Here is a 20,697-nt window from a genome sequence, read left to right as displayed (position 1 = left end):
CTCGCGGTAGCCGGCCGCCACCGACCGCGGATCCGATCCCCCGATCACGAACCCGACCAGAGCGACCGCCAGCAGGCCCGCCACCCGCGCCACGGCGTTGTTGATGCCCGCCGCGGCGCCTTCGTACTCGTCGGCGACCGCTCCCAGGACGGCGTCGGTGAGCGGGGCGACCGCCACGCCCGCGCCCACCGCCAGGACCGCGAGCCCCGGGAAGACACTGGTCCAGTAGCCCTCCCGCGAACTCAGCAAGGCCAGGAGCGTGAAACCCGCGGCCACCAGCAGCGGGCCGGCGATCAGCATCGGCCGCGCCCCGATCCGCGAGGCGAGCCGCCCGGCCAGCGGCGACAGCGCCGCCAGGCCCACGGACATCGGCAGCAGGGCCGCGCCCGCCAGCGAGGGGGCATAGCCGTGCGCGCGGATCAGCTCGAAGGGCAGCAGGAAGAGCGCGCCCCCAAGGGCGGCGTAGAGCACGAGCGTCAGGGCGTTCACGCCCGAGAAGGTGGCCGACTTGAAAAGCACCAGCGGCATCATGGGGTTGGCGGCGTTTCTTTCGATCATGAGGAAGCCTGCGAGAGCCAGGACGCCCAAGCCGCCGGCGCTGAGCACGGCAAGGTCCGCCCCCTGCTTCGGCGCCACGGTGAGCGCCCAGGTCACGGCCGCCAGGCCCGCGGTGACGGCGGCGGCCCCGGCGTAGTCCACCGGCCCGGACCGCGCGCCCTTGCTCTCCCGGGCGTTGGCCAGCACCAGCCAGACGGCGATCGCCGCCACCGGCAGGTTGATGAAGAACACCGCCCGCCAGGAAATCGCCTGGGTGAGCCAGCCGCCGAGCACCGGCCCCACGGCGCTGGTCAGGCCGCTGGCCCCCGCCCAGATCCCCACCGCCTGCCCTCGCCCCTTGGCGTCGTAGGCCGCGCCCAGCAGCGCCAGGCTGGCCGGCGTCAGCAAGGCCGCGCCCATGCCCTGGACGGCCCGGGCGGCGATCAGCACCGGCAGGCTGGAGGCCAGTCCACAGGCCACCGAGGCCGCGGTGAACAGCGCCACCCCGGCCACGAACACCCGCTTGCGGCCATAGCGATCCGCGGCCGCTCCGCCGGCCAGCACCAGGGCGCTCAGCAGCAGGGCGTAGGCGTTCATGATCCACTGGGCGGCGGCCACCCCGCCGCCGAGCTGCTGCTGGATCACCGGCAGGGTCAGGTTCACCGCCGAGGAGTCGATGAAGGCGAGGCCGGAGCCCAGCACCGTGCCGGCCAACACCCAGCCCCTTGCCCGGGGCGGATGGGCGACCCCCGCAACCGCCTGCGCCAGGGCGCGGTCGCACGGCGGATGCAGGTGCGCGTGGCTCACGGCGTCGGGGCCGGCTCCCGGCAGTTCAGCTCGAAGGTGACGCCGTTGAGCTCGGTGACGAAGACCTGGCGGATGCCGCCGTTCGGCGACGCGCCGGCCTCATAGGCGATGCCCGCAGCCTCCAGCCGGTGCCTGGCGTCGTCATAGTCGTCGATCGCGAAGGCGAAGTGGTCCAGGGACGAGCCCTTGCTGGCCCCGCCCGCGCGGGTCACCTCCACGAGGTGCACGACATCCCGCCCGCCGGCGTAGAGCCAGGCGCCGCCGAAGCTGAAGTCCGGCCGCCAGCCGACGGTCAGGCCGAGCACCTCGGTGAAGAAGGCGCGGGTCCTGGCCAGGTCCGTGGTGCGGATGTTCACGTGGTCCAGGCCCAGGATCGCCACGGCGCGCCTCCGATTGTGAGGCCGCAGTATCGCGCACGAAAAAGCCCCGCCGTCACCAGCGGGGCTTTCCGAAGTCTGATCGGCTCGGGGCTTAGGCCGCGCCGCCCTTGTCGCGGCGCTCGGCGTAGATGATCAGCGGCTGAGCGCGGCCTTCGACCACCTCGGCGTTGACCACCACCTCCTCGACGCCGTCGTAGGTGGGCAGCTCGTACATGGTGTCGAGCAGGATCGCCTCGAGGATCGAGCGCAGGCCCCGCGCGCCGGTCTTGCGCGCGATGGCCTTGCGGGCCACGGCGTTGAGCGCGTCGTCGGTGAAGGTCAGGCCGACGTTCTCCATGTCGAACAGGCGCACGTACTGCTTCACGAAGGCGTTCTTCGGCTCGGTGAGGATCTTCACCAGGGCCTTCTCGTCCAGGTCGTCCAGGGTGGCGATCACCGGCAGGCGGCCGACGAATTCCGGGATCAGGCCGAAGCGCAGCAGGTCGTCCGGCTCCACCTGGCGGAAGATCTCGCCGGTGCGGCGGTCGTCCGGGTCGGTGACCTTGGCGCCGAAGCCGATCGAGGTGCCCTGCCCGCGCGCGGAGATGATCTTCTCCAGGCCCGCGAAGGCCCCGCCGCAGATGAACAGGATGTTGGTGGTGTCGACCTGCAGGAACTCCTGCTGCGGATGCTTGCGCCCGCCCTGCGGCGGCACGGAGGCGACCGTGCCCTCCATGATCTTCAGCAGGGCCTGCTGCACGCCCTCGCCCGACACGTCGCGGGTGATCGAGGGGTTGTCCGACTTGCGGCTGATCTTGTCGACCTCGTCGATGTAGACGATGCCGCGCTGCGCCCGCTCGACATTGTAGTCGGCCGACTGCAGCAATTTCAGGATGATATTTTCGACATCTTCGCCCACGTAGCCCGCTTCGGTGAGCGTCGTGGCGTCGGCCACGGTGAACGGAACGTCGATGATTCGCGCGAGCGTCTGGGCCAGCAGCGTCTTGCCGGTGCCCGTCGGGCCGATCAGCAGGATGTTCGCCTTGCCCAGTTCGACGTCGTTATTCTTCGAGGCGTGGTTCAACCGCTTGTAGTGGTTGTGCACCGCGACCGAGAGAACCTTCTTCGCGTGATCTTGCCCGATCACGTAATCGTCGAGGACTTCGCGGATTTCCTTAGGTGTCGGAACGCCATCCTTCGATTTGACGAAGGAAATCTTATGTTCTTCGCGGATAATATCCATGCACAGCTCGACGCATTCATCACAGATGAATACGGTTGGGCCCGCGATAAGCTTGCGGACCTCATGCTGGCTCTTGCCGCAGAAAGAGCAATACAACGTGCTCTTGGAGTCCCCGCTTGCGGCCTTGGTCATTGTCGGTTCTCACTCTCTAGGCGATCCGCTGGGCGTCCTAGCCCCTGATCGCCCCGCGGGCGTTGCCGCCCAATCGATGCAAACTACGCGCCGCGGGTTGTCTAAGTCTTGACATTCCCCGATCCGGCCTCGGATCACAAGCCTTGGCGCGGGGTCGCGACAATAGGCGGCGCGGCGCTCGAATCCAGGGCAGTCTTCAATTCTAAATGGGAAACAGGCCGAAATGGGACAAGACCAGCCGCGACCCGAGGTTGGTCCGCCCGCTGAATCGCCGGTTCGGCCCCCGCCGGTTGTGGCCTTCGACTTCGACGGCACGCTGACGGTCCGCGACAGCTACACCGCATTCCTGAAATGGCGCGCGGGCCCGTGGCGCTACGCCCAGGGCATGGCGCGCCTGATCCCCGCGGCCCTGGCCTATCTCTTCCATCGCGATCGCGGACGCATCAAGGCCGCCGCCACGCGCGAGTTCCTGGGCGGCGTCCCGCGCCAGGTCCTGGAGGCGGACGCCCGCGCCTTCGCGGAGCGCTTCTCACGCAGCCTGCTGCGTCCCGACGCCGTGGCGGCCTGGAAGCGCTGGCGCGGCGAGCGCGTGCGGCTGGTGATCGTCACCGCGTCGCCGGAGCTGATTGTCGCGCCCTTCGCGCGCGGCTTAGGGGCCGACGCCCTGCTCGGCACCGAACTGGCCTTCGACGCCCAGGACCGGGTGGTCGGCGGCTTTGGGACGCCCAACTGCCGCGGGCCTGAAAAGGTGGCGCGGCTGAAGGCGGCGTTCGGGCCGGACCTGGAGCTTCGGGCCGCCTACGGTGACACCGGCGGCGACCGCGAGATGCTGGCGATGGCGGAGATCAAGGGCTACCGGGTGTTCAAGGGGACGCCCCAGGGACCGGCATGAGGCACGCCCGCGACCAGGACCTGGACCGCCTGGAGGACCTCCTGGCCCAGCTCCGCGCCCTGCCCGGCCTGGTCGAAAAGAAGCGCGGGGTGTTCTACCGGAAGTCCCGCGGCTTCCTGCACTTCCACGAAGACCCCAAGGGCATGTTCGCCGATATCAGCGACCCGGACGAACGGATCGACGTCACCGAGCCGGCGGGTCAGGCGGCGCTGATGGCCGCCGCCCGGAGGCGCCTGGGCGTCTAGCCTTCGCTTTCGCGCTTTTCCCAGACGTGGTCGACGATGCCCCAGTCCTTGGCTTCTTCGGCGGTCATGAAGCTGTCGCGGTCGAGGACCTGCTCCACCGTCTCCACGGTCTGGCCGGTGTGCTTGGCGTAGAGTTCGTTCAGGCGCTGCTTGGTCTTGATGATGTCCTCGGCGTGCCGCTCGATGTCGCTGGCCTTGCCCGAGAAGCCGCCCGACGGCTGGTGCACCATGATCCGCGAGTTCGGCAGCGCGATCCGCTGGCCCTTTTCGCCGGCCATCAGCAGGAAAGAGCCCATGGAGGCCGCCATGCCCAGGCAAAGGGTGATCACCGGGCTCTTGATGTATTGCATGGTGTCGTAGATCGCGAGGCCCGATGTCACCACGCCGCCCGGCGAGTTGATGTACATCTGGATTTCCTTCTTGGGGTTCTCCGCCTCGAGATGCAGCAACTGGGCGCAGATCAGCGCCGCCATGTTGTCCTCGACGGGGCCCGCCAGGAAGATGATCCGGTCCTTCAGGAGCCGGGAGAAGATGTCGTAGGCGCGCTCGCCTCGGCTCGTCTGCTCGACGACCATCGGCACGAGGCCCAGCGCGGTGGTGACGGGGTCACGCATAGGGAGGAAGTCCTTCTTGGATTCTTGGGCGAGCCTGCCGACGGCTCGTTCCCCACAGGATATCGCGTGCCGCGGGCGCAGGCGCAAGGTGACGTGAGCGCGCGGAGCCTTTCGGCCTTGATCCCGCCCGCCGTCCGGCCATGGTGGCGCAACCGAGTTGAGGGGGATTCCATGACGTTCAAGCTCATCGCGCTCGCCGGCGCTGCCGTGTTGCTGGCCCTGCCCGTCCATGCCGCGCCCGCCCCGGCCAGGGACGCCAAGGTCTGGGCCGCGGCCGAGGCCGCCAGGCCGGCGCAACTGAAGCTGCTGGAGCAGGTGGTGAACATCGATTCCGGCACCGGCGACGTCGAAGGCGGCCGCAAGGTCGCCGGCATCCTCGGCGCGCGCCTGAAGGCGATGGGCTTCGCGGTCGAGAGCGTGAAGGCCGAGGCGGACGGCCTGCCGGACAACACCGTCGCCACCCTGAGCGGGACCGGCAAGGGCCGGGTCCTGCTGATCGGCCACATCGACACGGTGTTCGAGCCCGGCACGGTCGCCCAGCGGCCGTTCCGCATGGACGCCGAGAAGGCCTATGGCCCCGGGGTCTCCGACGAAAAGGGCGGGGTGGTCGAGGGCGTCTACGCCCTGCAGATCCTGCACGACCTGGGCTTCAAGGACTTCAAGCAGGTCGTCTTTTTGATCGAGACATCCGAGGAGCGCGGGTCGCCGGGCGCGCAGGGCCTCATCAATCGGCTGGTGGCCGACGCCGACGTGGAGCTGAACCTCGAGCCCGGTGACACGCCCGACGTGCTGACCGTCTGGCGCAAGGGGGCGACCGCCATCCATATCGATGTGCACGGTCGCGCCGCACACGCCGGCATCGCCCCGCAGGAGGGCCGCAACGCGGCGACGGAACTCATCCACCAGATCGCTGCCGACGAGATCTTCCCGAAGACCGGCGACGGGATCACCTTCAACCTGACCACGCTGAAGGCGGGCACGCGGGAGAATATCATCCCTGAAGACGCCTCGGCCACCTACAGCCTCCGGATCCGCGAGAAGTCCGACCTGCCGAAGGTGGAGGCGGTGCTGCAGAAGAACGCCCGGACGACGGTCGTGCCCGACACCACGGTGAAGGTCTGGCGCCAGGAGCGGTTCTTCCCGCCGCTGGCCAGCAACCCCGGCACCGACGCCCTGGCCGACCGCGCCGAAGCGATCTACGCCGGCCTCGGCAAGACCATCACCCGCGGCGGCAACGGCGGCGCCTCGGAATCGGCGCTGGCCTACGAAGGCGGCATCCCGGCGCTCGACGGGCTCGGCCCGGCGGCCGGCGGCTTCCATGCCGACACCGAATATCTGCTGCTGGGGTCGCTGACGCCGCGCCTGTACCTGCTGACCAAGCTTATACAGGAACTCGGCCACCAGCCGCCGCCACGGTTGAAGTGATCTTCCCTTCCCGCGACGCGGGAAAGGAAAACTACGCCGCGATCCGCTCCAGCCATTCCTTGAGGATGCCCAACACCTGCTCGCCGGGGGCGAAGCCGCGGGTGACGACGCCGTAGACCCCCTCGGCGTTGGGGCCGGCCACCAGGGTCGGGAAGCCGGTCACGCCGGCGCGCTGGGAGATGGCGTAGTCGCGCCAGGTCTCCTGCTTGATCTCGTCTGTCGCCCAGGCGGCGAGGAACCGTTCGCGCTCCAGGCCCAGTTCCTCGGCGATCTCCGCCAGGGTCCCGGCCTGGGTGACGTCGCGGCCCTCGGCGTAGAAGGCGCGCTGGGTGCGGCCCAGGAAGGCCGCGGCCATCTCCTCACCGTCGCGGCGGGCGACCACTACGGCGCGGGCCGCGGGATCGGTGTCGTAGACGAAGCCCGGCCGCGACATGCCGGTCCCGTTGAACGGCAGGCCCGTCGCCTCGTGGACGTGGGTCCAGTGGTCGGCGATCTCGAGCTTGGCCTCCTCGGTCATCGGCGTCTCGGTTCCGGGACGCAGGCCGCCCATCACCACCCGCACCGGCAGGGCCCGGCCAAAGGTGCGGCCGATCTCCTCGATCACCGGCGAGAACCCGTAGCACCAGGAGCACATGGGGTCGGAGAAGTAGATCAGGTGCGGTGTGGTCATGGGCGTCTTAGCCTCCCAAGGCGGCCAGCATCGCAGGAGACGGCGAGCCGGTCACCTGCCCGCACTTCACCTTTGCGCGCGTCTGCGCCAGTTTGCCGCCATGGCGCACGACCACGACGATCCCGATCACCACCACCATCATCACGACCACGGCCAGGAGCCGCCGTCCGACATGGCGTTGCGGGTCAAGGCGCTGGAATCGCTGATGGTCGAGAAGGGGCTGGTCGATCCGGCCGCGCTGGACGCCATCGTCGACCACTTCGAGCACAAGGTCGGGCCGCGCAACGGCGCCCGCGTCGTGGCTCGCGCCTGGAGCGACCCGGCCTTCAAGGCGCGGCTGATGGAAGACGCCACGGCGGCCATCGCCGAACTGGGCTACGCCGGCGGTCAGGGCGATCACATGGTGGTGGTGGAGAACACCCCCGCCGTCCACAACCTCGTCGTCTGCACCCTGTGCTCCTGCTACCCGTGGCCGGTGCTGGGCCTGCCGCCGGTCTGGTACAAGTCCGCGCCCTATCGCTCGCGCGCCGTGATCGATCCGCGCGGCGTCGTCGCCGAGTTCGGCACGACCCTGGCCGAGGATGTCGAGGTCCGCGTGTGGGATTCCACCGCCGAGATCCGCTACCTGGTGCTGCCGGAGCGGCCGGCGGGAACCGAGGGCCTGAGCGAGGACCAGCTTGCGGCCCTCGTGACCCGCGACGGCATGATCGGGACGGCCCGGCTGTGAACGGCGTCCACGACATGGGCGGGATGGAGAACCTGGGGCCGATCGCCCCGGAGGCCGACGAGCCTGTCTTCCACCACGCCTGGGAAGGCCGGGTCCATGCGCTGAGCGTCGCCTCGCCCACCCGCCGCAATATCGACGAGGGCCGCCACCAGCGGGAGAAGATCCCGGGCCCCGAATATCTGGCGATGAGCTACTACGAAAAATGGTTCCGGGGCCTGAGCGAACTGCTCGTCGCCCATGGCTTCGTGTCGCCCGCCGAGATGGCCTCCGGCCACGCTGCGCCCGGGGCGGCGAAGGCCACGCCGCTGCTGAGCGCCGAGGAGGTGACGCCGCGATTCATGCGCCGCGGCTCCTATGTTCGCGAAGCCGCCGCCCCGCCGTTGTTCGCCGAGGGCGACGCCGTGCGGGCCCGCGACCTCAATCCGCATGGCCACACGCGCCTGCCCCGCTATGTGCGCGGCCGCCGCGGCGTGATCGTCGCCCGGCGCGGGGCGCACGTTTTCCCCGACAGCCACGCCCACGGCAAGGGCGAGGACCCGCGCCCGCTCTATACGGTGCGATTTACCGCGCGTGAGCTGTGGGGCGAGGCGGCCAACCCGCGCGACAGCGTCTGCCTGGACCTGTGGGAGCCCTACCTTGAGCGCGCCTGATCCGCTGGCCCTGCCGCGCCTGCCGCGCGACGCAGACGGCCCGGTCTTCGCCGAGCCCTGGCAGGCGCAGGCCTTCGCGCTCGCCCTGCAACTGCACGCCCAGGGCTGCTTCGCCTGGACGGAATGGGCCGAGGCCCTGTCGCGGCGCCTGAAGGCGGCTGGGCCGGACGACGACGGCGCCCGCTACTACGAGCACTGGCTGGCGGCGCTGGAGGATCTGGTGCGGGAGAAACGGCTTGCCGCCGGCTCTGAGCTCGCCGAGCGGAAGGAAGCTTGGGCGGAGGCCTATCGGCGCACCGCACACGGAAGACCCGTCGAGCTCTAGGGAACCGTCACCGCAGTTCGTGCGCTCAAGCCTGAGCGAAGGAACTGGAGAACATGGTTCAATATGCGGTGACCCTGAAGGACGGCGACTGGACCGTCTTTTCCGACGGCAAGCCCATCGAACACGGCCTCAGCCGCTCCGCCGCGATCCAGATGGCCAAGGATATGGCCTTCCAGGCCGAGGAGCGTGGCGACACCGTCGAGCTGCTCATCCAGGGCTACTACGGCGACCTGGCCCGCAAGCTGACCGGCGGCGCGGACGGCAAGTCGCCCGACTAGACCCGCCGCGGTTCAGGCGGGGAAACACCTGAGCCGGCTGCGACTTCCCCAGGCGCGCTCTAGTTGCGGCGGGCGGCGGACTTGGCTTCGCGCTTGGCGCGGGCCTCGGCCTTGGCGGCGGCCTTGCGGTCCTTGCGCTCCTGCCGCTTCAGCTCGAGCTGAGCCTCTTCGTCGTTGGCAAGGGCGTGCAGGCGGGCCTGCTCCTCGGCCTCCGCCTTCAGGCGGGCGGCTTCCTTTTCGGCGGCGCGCTTGGCGCGGACCTCTTCGATCTCGCGCGCCTTGCGCTGCGCCCGGGTTTCCAGGACTTCGGCCTGGATCATCGGCTTCGGCTTGAACTTCTCCAGGAGGGCCTTGCGGGCTTCGGCCTGGGACGCCAGGCGCTCGTTGAAGCCCCCGATCTTGTCTTCTCTCATCGCGGCTTTCGTATGGGGTTGGATGTCAGACGGGGAGAACTCCCGCCCGGCGGATTTGGGTTGCGATTTGGGTTTCGCAAGCCTTTGCGAAACACTGACGACAGTCGGGCTCAGCCGACGATGTCGTCCTCGGTGAAGAACTGCGCGATTTCGAGCGCCGCATTCTCGGCGCTGTCGGAGCCGTGCACCGAATTTTCGCCGACACTTTCGGCGTAGAGCTTGCGGATCGTGCCCGCGGCGGCGTCGGCCGGGTTGGTGGCGCCCATCACTTCGCGGTACCTGGCCACCGCGTTCGGGCCTTCGAGCACCTGCACCACGACCGGCGCCGACATCATGAATTCGACCAGCTCGCCGTAGAACGGGCGGGCGGCGTGCACCTCGTAGAACTTCTTGGCCTGGGCTTCCGTCATCCGGATGCGGCGCTGGCCGACGATCCGCAGGCCGGCGTCCTCGATCACGGCGTTGATCTTGCCGGTCAGATTGCGCTTGGTGGCGTCCGGCTTGATGATCGAGAAGGTGCGTTCGGTCATGGGTCTCTTTACGGTCAAAGCGAGTGGGATTTCCGCGAAGCGCCACGCGGTGGCGGGCTCTATACCCGCCTCGCCCGCGCTCGCCAAGGCGCTGCCGGCTTTTCCCTCTCCTTCCATGGGCAGGGAAGACGCGGGCGTGGCGGTCTGCTATGGACCCGCCCGGTCAGGCGGCAGCGCGGCTTCTCATCCCTGACCTTCCCCTTCTCCCGCAGGTCCGGCGAATGCTGGTCCGCGCCCCATTGTTCGTGTCCCGATGCTGCAGATCAAAGACCTCGTTTTCGACGCCTGGGGCCGCCGGTTCTTCGACGGCGCGACCGTCAGCCTGCCCAAGGACGCCAAGGTGGGCCTGGTGGGCCGCAACGGCGTCGGCAAGTCGACGCTCTTCAAGCTGATCCTCGGCCAGCTCGTCCACGGCTCCGGCGAGATCGGCCTGCCTCGCGCGGCCCGCATCGGCTCCGTCGACCAGGAACACCCGGCGACGCCGATTCCCCTGCTGGACACCGTGCTGGCCGCCGACGTCGAGCGCGCCGACCTGCTGGCGCGGCTGGAGACCGCCGAGCCCGAGGACCTGGGCGACATCTACAACCGCCTGATCGAGATCGACGCCGACCGCGCGCCGTCGCGGGCGGCGGAAATCCTGGCGGGCCTGGGCTTTTCCACCCCGGACCTCTCACGCCCCATGTCCGAGTTCTCCGGCGGCTGGCGGATGCGCGTGGCCCTGGCGGCGGCCCTGTTCGCCGCGCCGGACATGCTGCTGCTGGACGAGCCCACCAACTATCTCGACCTGGAAGGCGCGCTCTGGCTCGAGGCCCGCCTGAAGAAATACCCGCACACCGCCATGGTCATCAGCCACGACCGCGAGTTGCTCGACAACTCGATGGACCACATCCTCCATCTGAAGAACGGCAAGCTCGACCTCTACACCGGCGGCTACGACAGCTTCGAGCGCCAGGTGATCGAGAAGCTGCGCCTGCAGGAGGCCATGCGGACCAAGATCGAGGCCAAGCGCGCCCACATGCAGTCCTTCGTCGACCGCTTCGGCGCCAAGGCCTCCAAGGCCACGCAGGCCCAGTCGCGCCTGAAGATGATCGCCAAGCTGCCGCCGGTCTCCAACGTGATTGAGGACCGCGTCGCGCCCTTCACCCTGCCCTCGCCCGAGCGGCCCCTGCCGCCGCCCCTGTTGCGGCTGGAAGGCGCCGCGGTCGGATACGGCGGCGCCCCGATCCTCAAAAGGCTCAACCTGCGCCTCGACATCGACGACCGCATCGGCCTGCTGGGCGTCAACGGCGCCGGCAAGTCCACCTTCGCCAAGCTGGTGGCGGGCGCGCTGGACGTGGAAAGCGGAACCCTGCTGCGCAGCTCGCGTCTGAAGGTGGGCTGGTTCCACCAGCACCAGATCGAGGCGATGGATCCTGCGGATACGCCGCTGGAGATCATCCGCCGCGCCATGCCGCAGAGCAGCGAGTCTCAGCGCCGCTCCAAGCTCGCCCAGTTCGGCCTCGGCTACGAAAAGGTCGAGACCACGGTCGCCAACCTCTCGGGCGGCGAGCGGGCGCGCCTGTTGCTGAACATGGTCGCGATGGAAGCCCCGCACCTGCTGATCCTGGACGAGCCCACCAACCACCTGGACATCGACTCGCGCCGCGCCCTGCTGGACGCGCTCAACGACTATGACGGGGCGGTGATCCTGATCACCCACGACCGCTCGCTGATGGAGCTGGTGGCCGACCGGCTGTGGCTGGCGGCCGACGGCGGCATCGAGCCCTTCGACGGGGACATGGAGGACTACGCCAGGTTCGTGCTGGACCGCGCTCGGGTCGCCGCTCGCGCCCCGACCCAGGTGGCCGCCGAGCCGGCGAAGGCTCCGCCCCCGCCGCCGGCGTCCCGGCCGAAGGTCCCGACCGGCGACGCGCGCCGCCGGGCGGGGGCCGCGGAGGCGGCGCTGGGGCGCGCGACGGCGGCCCTCGCCGCGATCGACGCGCAGCTCACCGATCCCGCCGTCTTCGCCAGGGATCCGGCCAAGGCCGCCGACCTGGGACGCAAGCGCGACGCGGCGCAGGCCGCGGTGGAAACCGCCGAGGCCGAATGGCTGGCCGCCCAGGAGGCCTACGAGGCCCTCACCGCCGATTCCTGAACCTCCACCGCCTTCAGGGGCGGCGCCGCTGGCCGGGTCTCGCTGATGCGCGTGATGTCGAGTTCGACCATCTCGCCCGGCAGGTCGCGCAGGATGTCGGCGAAGACGTGGCCGAAGCGGACGTCCTCGCGGCGGTAGGTCTTGCGGTCGTTGATCACCGCCGAGATGGCCTCGTCGAAGCCGGCGATCGAGACCATCACCGTGGGCGCCTCGGCGGCCATGCGCTCCTCGCTCAAGCCCCAGAGCGGGCTGTCCTCGTCGATCGGATGGATCAGGGTCCAGGTCAGGCTGAGGACAGGAATGTTGCTGCGAACCAGCTTCAGCTCGTCGAACCGGCGGAAGCTCGTTTCGCCGACCGGGACGTTGCGCAGATAGCTGAGCCGCGCCGTGGGCTCGCTGATCCCCTGCAGGCGGCGGCTCGCCACCCGGACCATCAGGGCCTGGCGGCCTTCGTAGGGCGCGACCACGGCGGAGTCGCTGAACACCATCCGCGCCTGCGGCCGGGCGAAGCGGGCGAAGAAGGCGCCCGTGGCCAGGGCCGTCAGGAACATGCCGACGAAGATCTCCGCCGTCGCCACGGCGTGGCCATAGAGGCTCGCCGGCGTCATCACCCCGTAGCCGACGGTGGCCAGGGTCTCGACGCTGAAGAAGAAGGCGTCCCCGAAGGCGTACGGCCTGGCGTTGGCCACGGAGCCCGGCTGGAGCCAGAAGAGCAGCGCGAAGAAAAGGTTGGCCGCCAGGAACATCAGCAGCACGAGGCCCAGGAAGGCCGGCCAGCGCAGGGCGAGGATCAGATAGTAGGGATCGTCGATGGCGAAGCGCCGCACGCCGACCTTCACGGCGCTCATGCCTCTCATGTCGATGCGGGGCGGCGGCAGTTTCACGCCGCCTTGCTAGCACGTCGCGGCGGACCCGTCGAAGGACCCGCCGCGCCGCCGGCGGTCGTCAGGTGATGTGTTTGGGGCTGATCGGGTCGCTGCCCGGGAAGGTCTCCTCGATCGCCTCGTCCAGCAGGGCCTCCTGCCGGTCTTCGGCGCATTTTTCGCGGGCGGCCATGTGGTCGTGCTTTTCGCCTTCCTTCAAAGGCTCGACTTCGCGCGAATGCGGGACGTCGACGTGCCGGTCCTCGTGGATCGGGGCCGCTTCCACGGCCATGTCGGCGTTGGCGCCGCCGGAGCCGTGGCTGAAGGCGCGCCGGGCCTCGTCCTGGGTCTGCTTGCCTGTCATCGGTGTCTCCTCGGCTGTTGCCGTGGGACTAGAACCCGCAAGGCCTGGCTAGGTTGCCCGAAACACCGGGCGCAGAACACGCTCGCAGGCCTAGAGGAAGGTCCAGTGGCTGTGGCTGCGCAGGCGAAGGTTGTTCTGCACGTGGCGCACGCCGTCGACATCGGCGACGTCCTCGATCCGGCGCTTGTCGGCCTTGTGCCGCACCGTGCCGTTCAAGGTGACCTCGGCGTCCTGCACGATCACCTCGAGGTCGCGCAGATCGAGGCCGCGCTGGTCCTCCAGCCGCTCGACGATCACCGCCCACAGCACGCGGTCGGACGGGCCGCGGCGCAGCCGCCCGGCGCGGGTCTCGACCCTTGGCTCGCGGGGACCGGGCGAGAAGAACTCGCCGGCCTTGTCCATCCACGACCGCGGCGGGCCCGCCGGTCGGTAGTCACCGCCATCCGGGCGCCGGCCGTCGTCACGGTCCAGCGGCGATTGACGCCGATAGGCCTCGCCCCGCTCGGCGTCATAGGCGTAATCCGTCGAATAATCGGCCTGTCCATAGTCGTCGTGCGCCGGGCGCAGCTCGTCATCGACCCGGTAGCCGGAGCGGGCCCCCGGGTCGTAGCCATAGTCCCGGGAGTAGTCAGCCTGGCCGAAATCGTCGCGATCGCGGCCCCGGAGCGCCGCACGGCGGCGGTCTTCCTCGCGGTCCTGCCAATCTTCGCGCGCCATGACCTGGTCTCCTCTACGTTGCGGACTCCCCCGCGGCAGAACCGGCGCCGTGGACTTCGGTTCCCATTTGAGGCCAACCGGCTTGCGGTCGCGCGGCCTGACTCCGTCGCCCGACTCAACCGAGAGTGTCCATCGCCGTGAAAGCTCCAGACCCGACCCGCTCCTTGGAGACAGAGCCCGTCGAGGTGGATCTCGCCGGGGTTCCGCCCGCGCCGCGCCGGCGGCTGACGCGCGCCACGCGGATCGCGCTGCGCGTCGTGCCGGTGGTCATGCTGATCGCCGCGGCCTGGGTGCTTTGGCGCGAGTTCCACAAGCTGAGCCTCCAGGCCGTCACCCACGCCATCGCCGGCTGGGGCGTGGCAGCCGTGGCGGCGGCGATCGCGCTGTCGGCCGCCAGCTTCGTGCTGATGGCGGTGATCGAGTGGGTGGGCCTGCGCTGGACCGGCGCCCGCGTGCCGCTGCGGACGGTCGCGCTCGGCTCGTTCCTGGCCAACGCCATCGCCCACGCCATCGGGGCCAACCTGCTGATTTCCGGCGCCATCCGCGCCCGGACCTATGACCGGCACGGGGTGACCTTGACCCAGGTGGCGGGCGCCACGGTGTTCGCCGCCGCCTCGTTCGGCGTGGGCCTAGCGGCGCTGTCGGGCGCGGGCCTGCTGCTGGCGTCGAGCGCGGAACTGGACGCCACGGCGATCGCCCCCACGGTCGGCCACTGGCTTGGAGCGGCCCTGCTGACCGGCGCCCTGGCCTATGTGGCCCTCTGCGCCCTGCGCCGGCGTCCGTTCACCGCCTTCGGACGCAGCGTCACCCTGCCCGACGTGTGGGACGCCCTGGCGCAGCTCGTGCTGGGCGTGGTCGACAACGGCATCGCCGCGGCGATCCTGTGGATCCTGCTGCCGGCCGGCGGCCCCAGCTACGGGACCTTCGTCGGCGCCTATGCGGTGGCCTGTATCGCGGGCCTCGCCTCATCGGTGCCGGGGGGCGCCGGGGTGTTCGAGAGCGCCATGGCGGCGCTGCTCCCGGAAATCGATCCCGCCGTGCTGGCGGCGGCCTTCCTGGGCTATCGGCTGGCCTTCTACATCCTGCCGCTGATCATCGCCGCGGCCGCCCTGGCCATCGACGCCATCCGCCACCGCAAAAGCTAGTCGGGGGTCGCCGGCTGGATGGTGACGCTCTCGCCGCAGCCGCAGGCGTCGGTCTCGTTGGGATTGCGGAAGGTGAACTTCGCCGAGAGCTTGGTCACGTCGTAGTCGATCACCGTGCCGATCAGGAACAGCACGGCCTTGGGTTCGACCAGGATGGTGACGCCCTTGTCCTCGACGACCTCGTCCAGCGGACCGGCGGCGTCGGCGTATTCCAGGACATATTCCTGGCCCGCGCAGCCGCCGTTCTTCACGCCCACGCGAAGGCCCGCATAGGGCTTCTCGGCCTTGCCCATGATTTCCCGTACGCGCTCGGCGGCGGCGTCAGTCAGGGAGACCACCTTAGGGCGTTCGCGGCGGGCGCGGGGCTGGGGTGCGACGTTGAGGTCCATCAGAACATGTTCAGTTGCAGCTTGGCTTCGTCGGACATCCGCGAGGGGTCCCACGGCGGATCGAACACCAGCTCGACCTTGCAGGACTTCACCTCGGGGAGTTCCTTGATCGCGTCCTCGACCCAGCCCGGCATGTCGCCGGCGACCGGGCAGCCCGGGGCGGTGAGCGTCATGTCGATCACCACGTCCTTCTCGTCGGACACGTCGACCTTGTAGATCAGGCCGAGCTCATAGATGTCGACCGGGATTTCCGGGTCGTAGACCGTCTTCAGCTTCTCGATCAGCTTGTCGGTCAGCACGTCGAGCTCCGCCTGCGAGAGCGGGGCGGCGGTCTGGCTGTCGAGTTGGGCGGCGTCGTCCATCGGGGTCATGCTACGCGAAAAAGGCCTGAGTCTTGGTAAGGGCGTCCACGAAGGCGTCGGCCTCCTCGTGGGTGTTATATAGGGCGAAGGAGGCGCGCGCGCTCGACGTGACGCCGAAACGTTTCATCAGCGGCTCGGCGCAGTGGGTCCCGGCGCGCACCGCCACCCCGTATTTGTCGAGAATCTGGGCCACGTCGTGAGCATGGGCGCCGTCCACGGTGAAGCTCAAGATCGCGCCCTTCCCCGGCGCCTCGCCCAATACCTTGAGCCAGTTGGCGCCGTTCAGGCGGGTGCGCACACGGTCATAGAGGGCGTGCTCGTGCTCGGCGATCGCCGCACGGTCCAGGGCCGAGAGCCAGTCGATGGCCGCGCCCAGGCCGATGGCCTCCAGGATCGGCGGCGTACCCGCCTCGAAGCGGTGCGGCGGGTCGGCGTAGGTGATCGTGTCGAGGCTGACGTTGCCGATCATCTCGCCGCCGCCCTGGTAGGGACGCAGCGCCGCGAGCCGCTCGGCCTTGCCATAGAGGGCGCCGATGCCGGTGGGGCCGTAGAGCTTATGGCCTGAAAAGACGTAGAAGTCGCAATCCAGGGCCTTCACGTCCACCGGCTGGTGGACCACGGCCTGGCAGCCGTCCAGCAGGACCAGGGCGCCGGCGTCATGCGCCAGGCGGGTCAGGTCGGCCACCGGGTTCACGGTGCCCAGGACGTTGGACATGTGGGTGAGCCCCACGACCTTGGTCCGCTCGGTCAACAGGCCCTTGAACGCCTCGACGTCCAGCCGCCCGTCGTCGGTGACCGGGACGAACTTCAGCACCACGCCCTGGCGTTCGCGCAGGAAGTGCCAGGGCACGATGTTGGCGTGATGCTCCATCTCGCTGAGCAGGATCTCGTCGCCGGCCTTCAGGTCCGCGCCGAGCCCGGAGGCGACGAGGTTGATCGCCTCGGTCGCGCCCTTGGTGAAGACGATCTCCGCCGGGTCGGCGCCGAGCAAGCCCGCCACGGACTTGCGGGCGGCCTCGTAGGCCTCCGTGGTCTCGTTGGCGAGGGTGTGCAGGCCGCGGTGGACGTTGGCGTAGCTGTGCTCCATGGCGCGGGTCATGGCGTCGATCACCGCCCGCGGTTTCTGGGCCGAGGCGGCGGAGTCCAGGTAGACCAGCGGCTTGCCGTTGATCTGGCGCCCCAGGATCGGGAACTCGGCGCGGACAGTTTCGACGTCGAAGGCCATGGTCAGTCCCACAGCCGTTCGGCGGCCCAGGCGCGGACCACCTCGCGGGCCCCTTCGTGGCCGATGCGGTCGACGACCTCGCCGATGAAGGCCTCGGTCAGCAGCGCGCGGGCCTCGGCTTCCGGCATGCCGCGCTGCCGGGCGTAGAACAGCGCGTCCTCGTCCAGCGCGCCCACCGTGTTGCCGTGCGCGCAAGCCACGTCGTCGGCGTAGATTTCCAGCTCCGGCTTGGCGTCGACCTCGGCCCGGTCGGAGAGCACCAGCGCGTGGTGGCCCATCCGCGCGTCGGTGCGGTCGGCCCCCTCCTCCACCACGATGCGGCCCTGGAAGATGCCCCGCGCCTGATCGCGGACCACGCCCTTGGCGAGTTGGACGGTGACGCCGTCAGGGCCGGCGTGGGTGACCACCGTGGTCTGGTCGGAATGGCGCTTGTCGGCCAGCAGGTAGACGCCATCGAGGCGCAGCTCCGCGCCGGCGCCCGGATGCTGGACACGGGTCTCCAGCCGCTGCCGGCGCGCACCCGAGGTGACGACGGTCTGGGCGAAATGCGTGCGCGCCGCGAGGCTTACCTGGGCCTGGCTGACCGAGACCGCTTCGGCATGGTCCTGGGCCAGGACCAGCCGCTCGATCCGCGCTCCGGGGTAAAGGGTGATGGTGATGGCCGCCTGCGACAGGGACGCCCCGTCGCTTTCGTAGCTCTCCAGCAGCGTCAGCCGCGCGTCGGGCCCGACGATGATGTTCAGCCGCGCCACATGGACCCCGGCGCCGCGCGAGACGAAGCGCGCCGCGACGAGCGCGGTCTTGCCGCGGGCGATCTCGATCGGGTCGGCGCCGCGGCCGTTGACGATCAGCCGCCGGTCGGACGCCAGCGCGTCGAACGGCCCCGCGCCGACCTCGGCCGTGAAAGGCTCCGACGGCGGCGGCAGCTTGCGGATCAGGCCGCGCAGGTCCGTCCAGCGCCAGTCCTCGTCGCGCTTGCCCGGCAGCTCGGCGACGTCGCGGTCGCGGATGGCGGTGGTGAGGCTCACGCGGCCTCCTCGTAGCGTTCGTAGCCGTTCTTCTCGAGCTCGTGGGCCAGCTCGGGCCCGCCGGAGGCCACGATCCGACCGCCGGCCAGCACGTGGACGCGGTCGGGTTTGATGTAGTCGAGCAGGCGCTGGTAGTGGGTGATCACCAGCATGGCCCGGTCGGGCGAGCGCAGGGCGTTGACGCCGTCCGACACGATGCGCAGCGCATCGATATCCAGGCCGCTGTCGGTCTCGTCCAGGATGAGGAATCGCGGCGAAAGCATCGCCATTTGAAGGATTTCCATCCGCTTCTTCTCGCCACCGGAGAAGCCGACGTTGAGCGCGCGCTTCAGCATCTCGAAGTCGATCTTCAGCTCGGCGGCCTTGGTCCGCGCGAGCTTCAGGAACTCCGGGGCGGTGATCTCCGGCTCGCCGCGAGCGCGCCGCTGAGCGTTCAGCGCCGTGCGGATGAAGGTCAGGGCTGGGACGCCGGGGATCTCCAGCGGATACTGGAACGACAGGAAGACGCCCCGCGCCCCCCGCTCGTCGGGCGCCAGGGCCAGCAGGTCCTCGCCGTCCAGGGTCGCCGAGCCCTGCGTCACCTCATAGCCGTCGCGGCCCGTGAGCACGTAGGACAGCGTCGACTTGCCCGCCCCGTTCGGACCCATGATGGCGTGCACCTCGCCCGCGGGGACGTCGAGCGACAGCCCTTTCAGGATCTCCTTGCCGTCGACCGCGGCATGCAGGTTCGAAACACTCAACATCACTGGATCTCATCGGCAAGGAATTGGGCGACCACGCGCAGCGCATCGGCCACGCTGTCGACCTCCTCGCGCTTCAGGGGCGCCGGGGTGGCGGAAACGGCGACGTTACGCTTGTCGCCGACGGTGACGGTGGCCTGGCCGGCCTCGAAATAGGCGCGGATGCGGAAGTCCGGGCTTTCCAGCAGCACCGTGTAGCGCCGCCAGTCGGCGACCAGGTGGTGGGCCGACAGGAAGATCGGGTCGCCGATCAGGGCGTCATAGAGCTGTTCGGCGCGGGAGAGGTCCTCTTCCTGCTGCCGGCGCTCGGCCTCTTCGCGGGCATAGCGTTCGGCCTCGCGGCGCGCCTGCTCCACCTCGAAGGCGTGGCGCAGCGACAGCGTGGTCGGCGCGTTGCGGCGGCTGGGCATGCTCATCCGACGCTCCCCTCCAGCGAAATCGCGACCAGCTTCTGGGCTTCCACGGCGAACTCCATGGGCAGTTCCTGCAGCACGTCCTTGACGAAGCCGTTGACCAGGAGCTGCACCGCCTCTTCCTGCGAAAGGCCGCGCTGCATTACGTAGAACAACTGGTCCTCGGAGAGCCGCGTCGTGGTGGCCTCGTGCTCGAACTTGGCGTGGCCGTTGCGGGCCTCGATGTAGGGCACGGTGTGGGCCGCGCAGTGCTTGCCGATCAGCAGGGAGTCGCACTGCGTGAAGTTCCGCGCGCCCTTTGCCCTGGGGTGGGCCGAGACCAGGCCGCGGTAGGTGTTGGACGACTTCCCGGCGCTGATCCCCTTGGAGATGATCCGCGAGCGGGTGTTGGCGCCCAGGTGGATCATCTTGGTGCCGGTGTCGGCCTGCTGGCGGCCGTTGGTGATCGCGATGGAGTAGAACTCCCCGGACGAACCCTCCCCGCGCAGGACGCAGGACGGGTACTTCCAGGTGATCGCCGAACCGGTCTCGACCTGGGTCCAGGACACCTTGGAGCGGTCGCCGCGGCAGTCGGCGCGCTTGGTGACGAAGTTGTAGATGCCGCCCTTGCCGGTCTGCGGATCGCCCGGATACCAGTTCTGGACGGTGGAGTATTTGATCTCCGCGTCGTCCAGGGCCACCAGCTCCACGACCGCGGCGTGCAACTGGTTCTCGTCGCGCATCGGGGCCGTGCAGCCCTCCAGGTAGGAGACGTAGGCGCGCTCGTCGGCGATGATCAGGGTGCGCTCGAACTGACCCGAATTCTCGGCGTTGATCCGGAAATAGGTCGAGAGCTCCATCGGGCAGCGCACGCCCGGCGGCACATAGACGAAGCTGCCGTCGGAGAAGACCGCCGCGTTCAGGCAGGCGAAGTAGTTGTCGCTGACCGGCACGACAGAGCCGAGGTACTTGCGCACCAGCTCCGGATGCTCGCGGATCGCCTCGCTCATCGAGCAGAAGATCACCCCGACCTGGGCCAGCTCCTTCTTGAAGGTGGTGACCACGCTGACGCTATCGAATACCGCGTCCACGGCGTAGCGCGGCGCGCCCTCGACGCCCGCCAGCACCTCCTGCTCGCGCAGCGGGATGCCCAGCTTCTTGTAGGTCTCCAGGATGTCCGGATCGACCTCGTCGAGGCTCTTGATCCCGACCTTCTCCTTGGGCGCGGCGTAGTAGTAGCTGTCCTGGTAGTCGATGCGCGGGAAGTTCACCTTCGCCCAGTTGGGCTCATCCATGGCCTGCCAGCGCTCGAAGGCGTCCAGGCGCCAGGCCAGCATCCAGTCCGGCTCGTCCTTCTTGGCCGAGATGAAGCGCACGATGTCGGCGTTGAGGCCCTTCGGCGCGAAGTCCTGCTCGATGTCGGTGACGAAGCCGTGCTTGTACTTTTCGAGGCTTTCGACGTGCTCGACGGTCTGTTTGACGGCGGCCATG

At 69.3% G+C, this 20,697-nt stretch carries 26 protein-coding genes; 9 read left to right on the top strand and 17 right to left on the bottom strand.

Annotated features, from left to right (window positions below; all coding sequences use genetic code 11):
- The 3 genes from VNW53_RS14315 to clpX all read right to left on the bottom strand — a co-directional run.
- Positions 1-1,344, bottom strand: a 1,344-nt coding sequence (locus VNW53_RS14315; RefSeq protein ID WP_325556381.1) for an MFS transporter, incomplete at its 3' end; no start/stop codon positions are given.
- Positions 1,341-1,724, bottom strand: coding sequence for a VOC family protein (locus tag VNW53_RS14310; RefSeq protein ID WP_325556380.1), 384 nt, complete (start codon positions 1,722-1,724; stop codon positions 1,341-1,343). The genes VNW53_RS14310 and VNW53_RS14315, both read right to left, overlap by 4 nt.
- Positions 1,725-1,815: 91 nt before the next feature.
- Positions 1,816-3,078, bottom strand: a complete 1,263-nt coding sequence (clpX, locus tag VNW53_RS14305) for an ATP-dependent Clp protease ATP-binding subunit ClpX (RefSeq protein ID WP_325556379.1) — start codon at positions 3,076-3,078, stop codon at positions 1,816-1,818.
- A gap of 223 nt (positions 3,079-3,301) precedes the next feature.
- On the opposite strand from clpX, the gene VNW53_RS14300 reads away from it, so the two are divergent.
- Together VNW53_RS14300 and VNW53_RS14295 are read left to right on the top strand one after the other, a co-directional pair.
- On the top strand, positions 3,302-3,970 hold the full coding sequence (locus VNW53_RS14300) for an HAD-IB family hydrolase (RefSeq protein WP_325556378.1): 669 nt from the start codon (positions 3,302-3,304) through the stop codon (positions 3,968-3,970).
- Positions 3,967-4,215, top strand: coding sequence for a hypothetical protein (locus VNW53_RS14295; protein WP_325556377.1), 249 nt, complete (start codon positions 3,967-3,969; stop codon positions 4,213-4,215). Before VNW53_RS14300 ends, VNW53_RS14295 begins: the two co-directional genes overlap by 4 nt.
- Here VNW53_RS14295 and VNW53_RS14290 read toward each other — a convergent pair.
- Positions 4,212-4,829, bottom strand: coding sequence for an ATP-dependent Clp protease proteolytic subunit (locus VNW53_RS14290; RefSeq protein WP_325556376.1), 618 nt, complete (start codon positions 4,827-4,829; stop codon positions 4,212-4,214). The two genes, VNW53_RS14295 and VNW53_RS14290, sit on opposite strands and share 4 nt — an antisense overlap.
- 171 nt (positions 4,830-5,000) lie before the next feature.
- Between VNW53_RS14290 and VNW53_RS14285 the strand changes: the two genes are divergently transcribed.
- The gene (locus tag VNW53_RS14285; RefSeq protein WP_325556375.1) at positions 5,001-6,254 is read left to right on the top strand and encodes a glutamate carboxypeptidase; all 1,254 of its coding nucleotides are present in this window, start codon (positions 5,001-5,003) and stop codon (positions 6,252-6,254) included.
- 31 nt (positions 6,255-6,285) lie between these two features.
- On the opposite strand, the gene VNW53_RS14280 is transcribed toward VNW53_RS14285, so the two are convergent.
- A complete protein-coding gene (locus VNW53_RS14280; protein ID WP_325556374.1) occupies positions 6,286-6,924 on the bottom strand; it encodes a DsbA family protein in 639 nt (212 codons plus the stop codon).
- 100 nt (positions 6,925-7,024) lie between these two features.
- Between VNW53_RS14280 and nthA the strand changes: the two genes are divergently transcribed.
- The 4 genes from nthA to VNW53_RS14260 are packed head-to-tail and all read left to right on the top strand — an operon-like array spanning position 7,025 to position 8,904.
- Positions 7,025-7,651, top strand: a complete 627-nt coding sequence (nthA, locus tag VNW53_RS14275) for a nitrile hydratase subunit alpha (protein WP_325556373.1) — start codon at positions 7,025-7,027, stop codon at positions 7,649-7,651.
- Positions 7,648-8,301 (top strand): nitrile hydratase subunit beta, encoded by a 654-nt coding sequence (gene nthB, locus VNW53_RS14270; protein ID WP_325556372.1) that lies wholly within the window; start codon positions 7,648-7,650, stop codon positions 8,299-8,301. The genes nthA and nthB overlap by 4 nt, the downstream gene beginning before the upstream one ends.
- A complete protein-coding gene (locus VNW53_RS14265; RefSeq protein WP_325556371.1) occupies positions 8,288-8,626 on the top strand; it encodes a nitrile hydratase accessory protein in 339 nt (112 codons plus the stop codon). The genes nthB and VNW53_RS14265 overlap by 14 nt, the downstream gene beginning before the upstream one ends.
- A gap of 53 nt (positions 8,627-8,679) precedes the next feature.
- Positions 8,680-8,904, top strand: a complete 225-nt coding sequence (locus VNW53_RS14260) for a hypothetical protein (protein WP_325556370.1) — start codon at positions 8,680-8,682, stop codon at positions 8,902-8,904.
- A gap of 59 nt (positions 8,905-8,963) precedes the next feature.
- Here the strand turns inward: VNW53_RS14260 and VNW53_RS14255 are convergent, their stop codons facing one another.
- Together VNW53_RS14255 and ndk are read right to left on the bottom strand one after the other, a co-directional pair.
- Positions 8,964-9,317 (bottom strand): DUF6481 family protein, encoded by a 354-nt coding sequence (locus VNW53_RS14255; protein WP_325556369.1) that lies wholly within the window; start codon positions 9,315-9,317, stop codon positions 8,964-8,966.
- 110 nt (positions 9,318-9,427) lie between these two features.
- Positions 9,428-9,847: a nucleoside-diphosphate kinase gene (ndk, locus tag VNW53_RS14250; RefSeq protein WP_325556368.1), complete on the bottom strand. Its 420-nt coding sequence runs from the start codon at positions 9,845-9,847 to the stop codon at positions 9,428-9,430.
- Positions 9,848-10,100: 253 nt separating this feature from the next.
- On the opposite strand from ndk, the gene VNW53_RS14245 reads away from it, so the two are divergent.
- Positions 10,101-11,981: an ABC-F family ATP-binding cassette domain-containing protein gene (locus VNW53_RS14245; RefSeq protein ID WP_325556367.1), complete on the top strand. Its 1,881-nt coding sequence runs from the start codon at positions 10,101-10,103 to the stop codon at positions 11,979-11,981.
- On the opposite strand, the gene VNW53_RS14240 is transcribed toward VNW53_RS14245, so the two are convergent.
- The 3 genes from VNW53_RS14240 to VNW53_RS14230 all read right to left on the bottom strand — a co-directional run bounded on the left by VNW53_RS14240 (position 11,954) and on the right by VNW53_RS14230 (position 13,925).
- A complete protein-coding gene (locus VNW53_RS14240; RefSeq protein WP_325556366.1) occupies positions 11,954-12,829 on the bottom strand; it encodes an ion channel in 876 nt (291 codons plus the stop codon). The two genes, VNW53_RS14245 and VNW53_RS14240, sit on opposite strands and share 28 nt — an antisense overlap.
- Positions 12,830-12,926: 97 nt before the next feature.
- Positions 12,927-13,208, bottom strand: a complete 282-nt coding sequence (locus VNW53_RS14235; protein WP_325556365.1) for a hypothetical protein — start codon at positions 13,206-13,208, stop codon at positions 12,927-12,929.
- Between the two features lie 90 nt (positions 13,209-13,298).
- Positions 13,299-13,925 carry a BON domain-containing protein gene (locus VNW53_RS14230; RefSeq protein ID WP_325556364.1) on the bottom strand — a complete coding sequence of 209 codons (627 nt, stop codon included), beginning with the start codon at positions 13,923-13,925 and terminating at the stop codon, positions 13,299-13,301.
- Between the two features lie 164 nt (positions 13,926-14,089).
- On the opposite strand from VNW53_RS14230, the gene VNW53_RS14225 reads away from it, so the two are divergent.
- On the top strand, positions 14,090-15,070 hold the full coding sequence (locus VNW53_RS14225) for a lysylphosphatidylglycerol synthase domain-containing protein (protein ID WP_325556363.1): 981 nt from the start codon (positions 14,090-14,092) through the stop codon (positions 15,068-15,070).
- On the opposite strand, the gene VNW53_RS14220 is transcribed toward VNW53_RS14225, so the two are convergent.
- Genes VNW53_RS14220 through sufB form a run of 7 tightly spaced genes read right to left on the bottom strand, consistent with a single transcriptional unit; the run spans position 15,067 to position 20,696 of the window.
- Positions 15,067-15,459 (bottom strand): iron-sulfur cluster assembly accessory protein, encoded by a 393-nt coding sequence (locus VNW53_RS14220; RefSeq protein WP_325556362.1) that lies wholly within the window; start codon positions 15,457-15,459, stop codon positions 15,067-15,069. The two genes, VNW53_RS14225 and VNW53_RS14220, sit on opposite strands and share 4 nt — an antisense overlap.
- Complete coding sequence (locus VNW53_RS14215) at positions 15,459-15,821, bottom strand: SUF system Fe-S cluster assembly protein (protein WP_325556361.1); 363 nt, start codon at positions 15,819-15,821, stop codon at positions 15,459-15,461. The genes VNW53_RS14220 and VNW53_RS14215 overlap by 1 nt, the downstream gene beginning before the upstream one ends.
- A gap of 10 nt (positions 15,822-15,831) precedes the next feature.
- Positions 15,832-17,046, bottom strand: a complete 1,215-nt coding sequence (locus VNW53_RS14210) for a cysteine desulfurase (RefSeq protein WP_325556360.1) — start codon at positions 17,044-17,046, stop codon at positions 15,832-15,834.
- Between the two features lie 2 nt (positions 17,047-17,048).
- The gene (sufD, locus tag VNW53_RS14205) at positions 17,049-18,074 is read right to left on the bottom strand and encodes a Fe-S cluster assembly protein SufD (protein WP_325556359.1); all 1,026 of its coding nucleotides are present in this window, start codon (positions 18,072-18,074) and stop codon (positions 17,049-17,051) included.
- A complete protein-coding gene (gene sufC, locus VNW53_RS14200) occupies positions 18,071-18,817 on the bottom strand; it encodes a Fe-S cluster assembly ATPase SufC (RefSeq protein WP_325556358.1) in 747 nt (248 codons plus the stop codon). The genes sufD and sufC overlap by 4 nt, the downstream gene beginning before the upstream one ends.
- Positions 18,817-19,230, bottom strand: a complete 414-nt coding sequence (locus VNW53_RS14195) for a hypothetical protein (protein ID WP_325556357.1) — start codon at positions 19,228-19,230, stop codon at positions 18,817-18,819. Before VNW53_RS14195 ends, sufC begins: the two co-directional genes overlap by 1 nt.
- Positions 19,227-20,696, bottom strand: a complete 1,470-nt coding sequence (gene sufB / locus VNW53_RS14190) for a Fe-S cluster assembly protein SufB (protein WP_325556356.1) — start codon at positions 20,694-20,696, stop codon at positions 19,227-19,229. The genes VNW53_RS14195 and sufB overlap by 4 nt, the downstream gene beginning before the upstream one ends.
- Between the last annotated feature and the right edge of the window lies 1 nt (position 20,697).

The sequence above is a fragment of the Phenylobacterium sp. genome, from assembly GCF_035569475.1.
Classification (GTDB): Bacteria; Pseudomonadota; Alphaproteobacteria; order Caulobacterales; family Caulobacteraceae; genus Phenylobacterium.
Note: the sequence above shows the minus strand (reverse complement) of the source record. Positions and strands in the feature narration are given on the sequence as shown.